Source organism: uncultured Methylobacterium sp., from assembly GCF_964244095.1.
Classification (GTDB): domain Bacteria; phylum Pseudomonadota; class Alphaproteobacteria; order Rhizobiales; family Beijerinckiaceae; genus Methylobacterium.
Genome location: NZ_CAXTHR010000211.1, coordinates 1 through 5,009 on the forward strand (window position 1 = coordinate 1; position 5,009 = coordinate 5,009).

General features: G+C 67.5%; 6 protein-coding genes, 1 tRNA gene and 1 pseudogene. 6 read left to right on the forward strand and 2 right to left on the reverse strand.

Annotation, left to right across the window (positions count from 1 at the left end; all coding sequences use genetic code 11):
* The 6 genes and pseudogenes from ACFE86_RS21070 to ACFE86_RS21095 form a co-directional block, all read left to right on the forward strand.
* The coding region (locus ACFE86_RS21070) for a His/Gly/Thr/Pro-type tRNA ligase C-terminal domain-containing protein (protein ID WP_375457273.1) at positions 1-529 on the forward strand (529 nt) is incomplete at its 5' end.
* Positions 530-539: 10 nt separating this feature from the next.
* Positions 540-1,829 (forward strand): lipoprotein-releasing ABC transporter permease subunit, encoded by a 1,290-nt coding sequence (locus ACFE86_RS21075; protein ID WP_375457274.1) that lies wholly within the window; start codon positions 540-542, stop codon positions 1,827-1,829.
* 6 nt (positions 1,830-1,835) lie between these two features.
* Positions 1,836-2,549 (forward strand): ABC transporter ATP-binding protein, encoded by a 714-nt coding sequence (locus tag ACFE86_RS21080; protein WP_375457275.1) that lies wholly within the window; start codon positions 1,836-1,838, stop codon positions 2,547-2,549.
* Between the two features lie 270 nt (positions 2,550-2,819).
* Positions 2,820-3,080 (forward strand): annotated as a pseudogene (locus tag ACFE86_RS21085) (IS66 family transposase); the annotation flags it as partial.
* A gap of 22 nt (positions 3,081-3,102) precedes the next feature.
* Entirely contained in the window at positions 3,103-3,594 is a 492-nt protein-coding gene (locus tag ACFE86_RS21090; RefSeq protein ID WP_375457276.1) for a hypothetical protein, read from the forward strand.
* On the forward strand, positions 3,594-3,776 hold the full coding sequence (locus ACFE86_RS21095) for a hypothetical protein (RefSeq protein ID WP_375457277.1): 183 nt from the start codon (positions 3,594-3,596) through the stop codon (positions 3,774-3,776). The genes ACFE86_RS21090 and ACFE86_RS21095 overlap by 1 nt, the downstream gene beginning before the upstream one ends.
* A 67-nt stretch (positions 3,777-3,843) precedes the next feature.
* Here the strand turns inward: ACFE86_RS21095 and ACFE86_RS21100 are convergent, their stop codons facing one another.
* Together ACFE86_RS21100 and ACFE86_RS21105 are read right to left on the reverse strand one after the other, a co-directional pair.
* Positions 3,844-4,380, reverse strand: a complete 537-nt coding sequence (locus tag ACFE86_RS21100) for a hypothetical protein (protein WP_375457278.1) — start codon at positions 4,378-4,380, stop codon at positions 3,844-3,846.
* 537 nt (positions 4,381-4,917) lie between these two features.
* Positions 4,918-5,009 (reverse strand) — tRNA-Ser (locus ACFE86_RS21105).

Here is a 5,009-nt window from a genome sequence, read left to right on the forward strand (position 1 = left end):
CGCCTTCGCCGAGGTGCCGGAGGAGAGCCGCATGGCCGCCCGCGGCATCGAGGTCGGGCATATCTTCTACTTCGGCACCAAGTATTCCGAGCCGATGGGCGCGCGCGTCGCCGGTCCCGACGGGATCGAGCGCCCGGTTCACATGGGCTCCTACGGCATCGGCCCGAGCCGGCTGGTGGCCGCGATCATCGAGGCTTCGCACGACGAGGCCGGCATCGTCTGGCCGGACGCGGTGGCGCCGTTCGACGTGGCGCTGATCAACCTCAAGACCGGCGATCCCGCGACCGATGCCGCCTGCGCCGAGATCCAGGCGCAGTGCGAGGCTGCCGGCCTGTCGGTGCTCTACGACGACCGAGACGAGCGCCCCGGCGCCAAGTTCGCCACCGCCGACCTGATCGGCCTGCCCTGGCAGGTCGTCGTCGGCCCCAAGAGTCTGGCCGAAGGCAAGGTCGAACTGAAGCGCCGTGCGGGCGGCGCGCGCGAGAGCCTCGCGGCCGTCGACCTGCTGGCACGGATTCGGCGTGCCTGAGGACAGGGTAATGGCGACCGCCGGCGCGAAGGCCCCGGCGACGCCCCGGCGCAGGGGGGCGACCGCGCCGTTCGCGGCCTTCGAGTGGATCATCGCCGGGCGCTACCTGCGGGCGCGCCGCCGCGGCGGCGGCGTGTCGGTGGTGGCGTTCTTCTCGGTGCTCGGCATCGCGCTCGGCGTCGCGACGCTGATCGTCGTGCTCTCGGTGATGAACGGCTTCCGCACCGAGCTGCTCGGGAAGATCGTCGGCATCAACGGCCACGTCTTCGTGACCCCGATCGACCGGACGTTCACCGATTTCGCCGATCTCTCCGAGCGCCTGTCGAAGGTGGCCGGCGTGCGCGCCGCGATTCCCCTAGTCGAGGGACAGGCCTTCGCCTCCTCGCCCTACGGCGGCAGCGGCGTGCTGGTGCGGGGCGTGCGCGGCGACGACCTCTCCGCGATCGGCGCGGTCGCCAACAGCCTGCGCGGCGGGACGCTGGAGGGCTTCGACGACGGATCGGGCGTGCTGATCGGGCGGCGGCTCGCCGACACCCTCGCGCTCCAGGCGGGCGACACCATCACCCTCTCGACGCCCAAGGGCGCGACCACCGCCTTCGGCACCGCGCCGCGGACCAAGAGCTACGCGGTGAAGGCGGTGTTCGAGGTCGGCATGACCGAGTTCGACGCGACCTTCGTGTTCATGCCGCTCGCCGAGAGCCAAGCCTTCTTCAACCGCGAGGGCGACGTCAGCCTGATCGAGATCTACATCGACCGTCCCGACGCCGTCGCGGCCATGCGCGAGCCCCTGGAGATGGCTGCCGAGCGGCCGGTGCTGCTCACCGACTGGCGCCAGCGCAACCGCACCTTCTTCGGCGCGCTGGAGGTCGAGCGCAACGTGATGTTCCTCATCCTCAGCCTGATCGTGGTGGTGGCCACCCTCAACATCGTCTCGGGCCTGATCCTGCTGGTGCGCGACAAGTCGAGCGACATCGCGATCCTGCGCACCATGGGCGCGACGCCGGGCACGGTGATGCGGGTGTTCCTGATCAACGGCGCGCTGATCGGCCTCGTGGGGACGCTCAGTGGCCTCGGGCTCGGGGTGCTGATCACGCTGAACATCAAGCCGATCCAGCGGGTGCTGTTTCCCGGCGCCTGGGACCCGACAGTGCGGTTCCTCGCCGAGATCCCCGCCGAGATGAACCCCACCGAGATCACCGTGGTGGTGCTGACCTCGTTCCTGCTCGCGCTCGCCGCGACCATCTACCCCTCCTGGCGCGCGGCCCGGCTCGATCCGGTGCAGGCGCTGCGCTACGGCTGAGCATCCATGAGCGGTTCCCCCGAGGCCGCCGGCGTTCAGCCGGTGCCGGCCCTGTTCTTCGCCCGCGTCGAGCGGCGCTACCGGCAGGCCGAGGGCGCGGTGGAGATCCTGCGCGGGGCGGATTTGGCGATCTGGCCCGGCGAACTCGTGGCGCTGGTCGCGCCGTCGGGCGCCGGCAAGTCGACCCTGCTGCATCTCGCCGGCCTGCTGGAGCGGCCGGACGGGGGCGAGATCTACGTCGGCGGCCAGCCGACCGCGGCGATGGCGGACGCCGCGCGCACGCGCTTCCGCCGCGAGGAGATGGGCTTCGTCTACCAGTTCCACCACCTGCTGCCGGAGTTCTCGGCACTGGAGAACGTGGTGATGCCCCAGCTCATCCGCGGGCTGGCCCGTAAGGAGGCGAAGGCGCGGGCGACCGAACTCCTGAGCTTCCTCGGCCTGGGTAAGCGCCTCGTCCACCGCCCGGCCGAGCTGTCCGGCGGCGAGCAGCAGCGGGTCGCCATCGCGCGGGCGGTGGCCAACGGCCCGCGCCTGTTGCTCGCCGACGAGCCCACCGGCAACCTCGACCCCTCGACCGCGGGACACGTGTTCGCGATCCTGCTGTCGCTGGTGCGCGCCTCGGGGCTCGCCGCGCTGATCGCCACCCACAACATGGATCTCGCCGCCCGCATGGACCGCCGCGTCACCATCCGCGACGGGCTGATCAAGCCGTTGGACTGAGCATCGGAGTCGCTGGCGAATAGACCGACGCGTTTCCCGGCCCATCTCGGGCTTGCGGGACTTCGTCGCCCGAAACGGGTCAAATTAGAATTTCAGTAAAGACGAATATTTATTTTTGCTGAAAATCACGTTGAATAGACTCCGATACCCAGCGGGGTGATTCGATGCTGCCACAACTTCAGCAATTGAAAGATGCGATCGATGCGGGGAGCTGTTCCCGTAATTACCCACTCCCTTGCGCGGTTCGGATTTCGTTGATTCCTTCGTGGGATGGGCCGAAGCGATCTTGAGCGACTGAGCCGCGAAGAGCTGATCGAACTGGTGCTGCGGCTGCAGCGTCCGGAGAAGACCTCGCGCACGTCTTCCAAGCCTCCCGCGACCGACCGCAAGGAGCGACGCGCGCAGGCCAAGCCGGGCGGTGCCAAGCCCGGGCACGAGGGCCATAGCCGCGTGATGAGCGAGGATCCCGATGCCGTCGTCGATCATCGTCCGGATCGCTGCGCGTGCTGCGGCGGCTCCCTGCACGAGGATCACCGTCCGGACCGTCGACGCCATGCTGCGCCGGCACGACCGGATCCTCGTCCGGATCCTCAAGGGGAACCACGACGAGCACTGCGCCGTCGCGATCGCCCACTTCCTGTACGCCTGGTACCGCAACGAGCCCCGGGTCGCCGTCGACCTCGACCCGAGCCTGTTCTGGTACGCCAGGTTCGGCCGGGTGATGCTCGCCGCCACCCACGGCCACGAGACCAAGCTGCAGGACCTGCCCGGCGTCATGGCGGCCCGGCGCGCCGAGGATTGGGGCCTGACGCGGTTCCGCTACGCCCACGGTTTCCACATCCATCACAAGAAGCTTCTCGGGTTCGAGGCCGGCGCCGTGGTCGCGGAATCCCGCCAGGCGCCGGTCGCGCAGGATGCCTGGCACCACGGCGCCGGCTTCCTGTCCGGCCGCTCGATCCAGACCATCACCTACCACCGCGCCTATGGGGAGGTGTCCCGGGCGCGGGAGGCCATCCTTGACGCGCCGATCGAAGGGAAAGCCTGATGCAGTCCCGCCGCATGAGCTTGGCCGAGATGCTGGCGAACACCGGCTCCGGCATGGTCGTGAGCTGGCTGATCGGCCTGGTGGTCTACCCGATGTTCGGGTTCGCCGTGCAAGCCGGGCATCCCGCGGCTTCTCGGACATGGCCGCAGACTCACGCAGTTGCAGATCCATGGCAAGCGTAGGATCGGCCTACGGTTAATCCGGCGGCGGACCAGAAGACATCGCTGGGAGATACCTTAGGGGCGTGCTTCAGCGTGTCCCGTGCGTTCCGGTGAGATGATCCTGCCCGTTGCAGAACCGCTGGAACGCCTGCATCTCCTCCGGCGTGACTTCCCGTTCCCCGTCGTCCACGTCCATGAAGCGCGCAAGCAGCCTCGGCGTGTCGGGGGCTGCACCGGACAAGGCGGCCATGCCGTCAGTGCCGCCGTCTTGGACCGCTGGATCGCGGTAGCGGTCGGATGCGACTGTCTCGTCGAGGTAGGCCTTGGCGGCAGACTTGTCGACGCCGAACTCACCCACGAGGTAGTTCACGTAGCCCATCTCCCGGATACCGGGGCCGAGGCTTTTACGGATGTCAATACCGAACCGTGTCGTGGCCGCGTCAAAGGCGCCGAGCACGTAGAGCCGGAAATATCCGTTGCCCCAGAAATTCTCGCGCTTGGCCCCATGGAAAAACATCAGGTAGCGCGTCTGCACGCTCACCAGGTTGGCGACGGTCACCAAGTCGAGGGAGATCTGTTTCGACATCCGCGCGGACGATTTCCGCCGCTTGAACAACCCGAACACGCGACCTCCCATGTTCGGCCGAGCTTCGTGGTCCGCGTCCTGACGGTCAAGTCCCACGACGTAACATACGCTTCGCCCTGCCTTGGTAGTCCTTATCGGGGAAAGCCTGGACGCCGTGGGGACCGGCTTAAGCCCGAATCCCTGGGATTTGTTGGGGACTTGCCGAAAATCGGGGTCCTACAAGTCGTTGTGAAGGCTATAGATTTTCGCCGTCCTGGCGCGCAAGCTGGGTCGCGAGCGGCGGGCCCGGGACGCGGCCCGGCCGGCGTTATGACCTTTTCGCGAAATGATCATAACAGGTGGGGCTCGGCACGCCCCGCACACGTTCTCGGCACGCTCTCAGCACTTGAATATGAACGAACGTTCAGAATTCGCCGGGGGGCGGTCAAGGATCGGCGGCACGATCCTGTGGATGGCACGGGCCATGGCGGGTGGTAATTCGCTGGCCGGGAGCGGGTGGTAATCGGGTGGAAACGCCGGTGTAGATGGTTCGACGTTTCGTTTTATTACAAGCACTTAGCAGGTGCCACGCATGGGTGGCGGAGACGGAGGGATTCGAACCCTCGATACCCATTTCTGGGTATGCTCATTTAGCAAACGAGTGCCTTCAGCCGCTCGGCCACGTCTCC

Coding starts and splice junctions, on each gene's coding strand:
- ACFE86_RS21075 (WP_375457274.1), top strand. CDS start 540: ATGGCGACCGCCGGCGCGAAGGCCCCGGCGACGCCCCGGCGCAGGGGG.
- ACFE86_RS21080 (WP_375457275.1), top strand. CDS start 1,836: ATGAGCGGTTCCCCCGAGGCCGCCGGCGTTCAGCCGGTGCCGGCCCTG.
- ACFE86_RS21090 (WP_375457276.1), top strand. CDS start 3,103: ATGCTGCGCCGGCACGACCGGATCCTCGTCCGGATCCTCAAGGGGAAC.
- ACFE86_RS21095 (WP_375457277.1), top strand. CDS start 3,594: ATGCAGTCCCGCCGCATGAGCTTGGCCGAGATGCTGGCGAACACCGGC.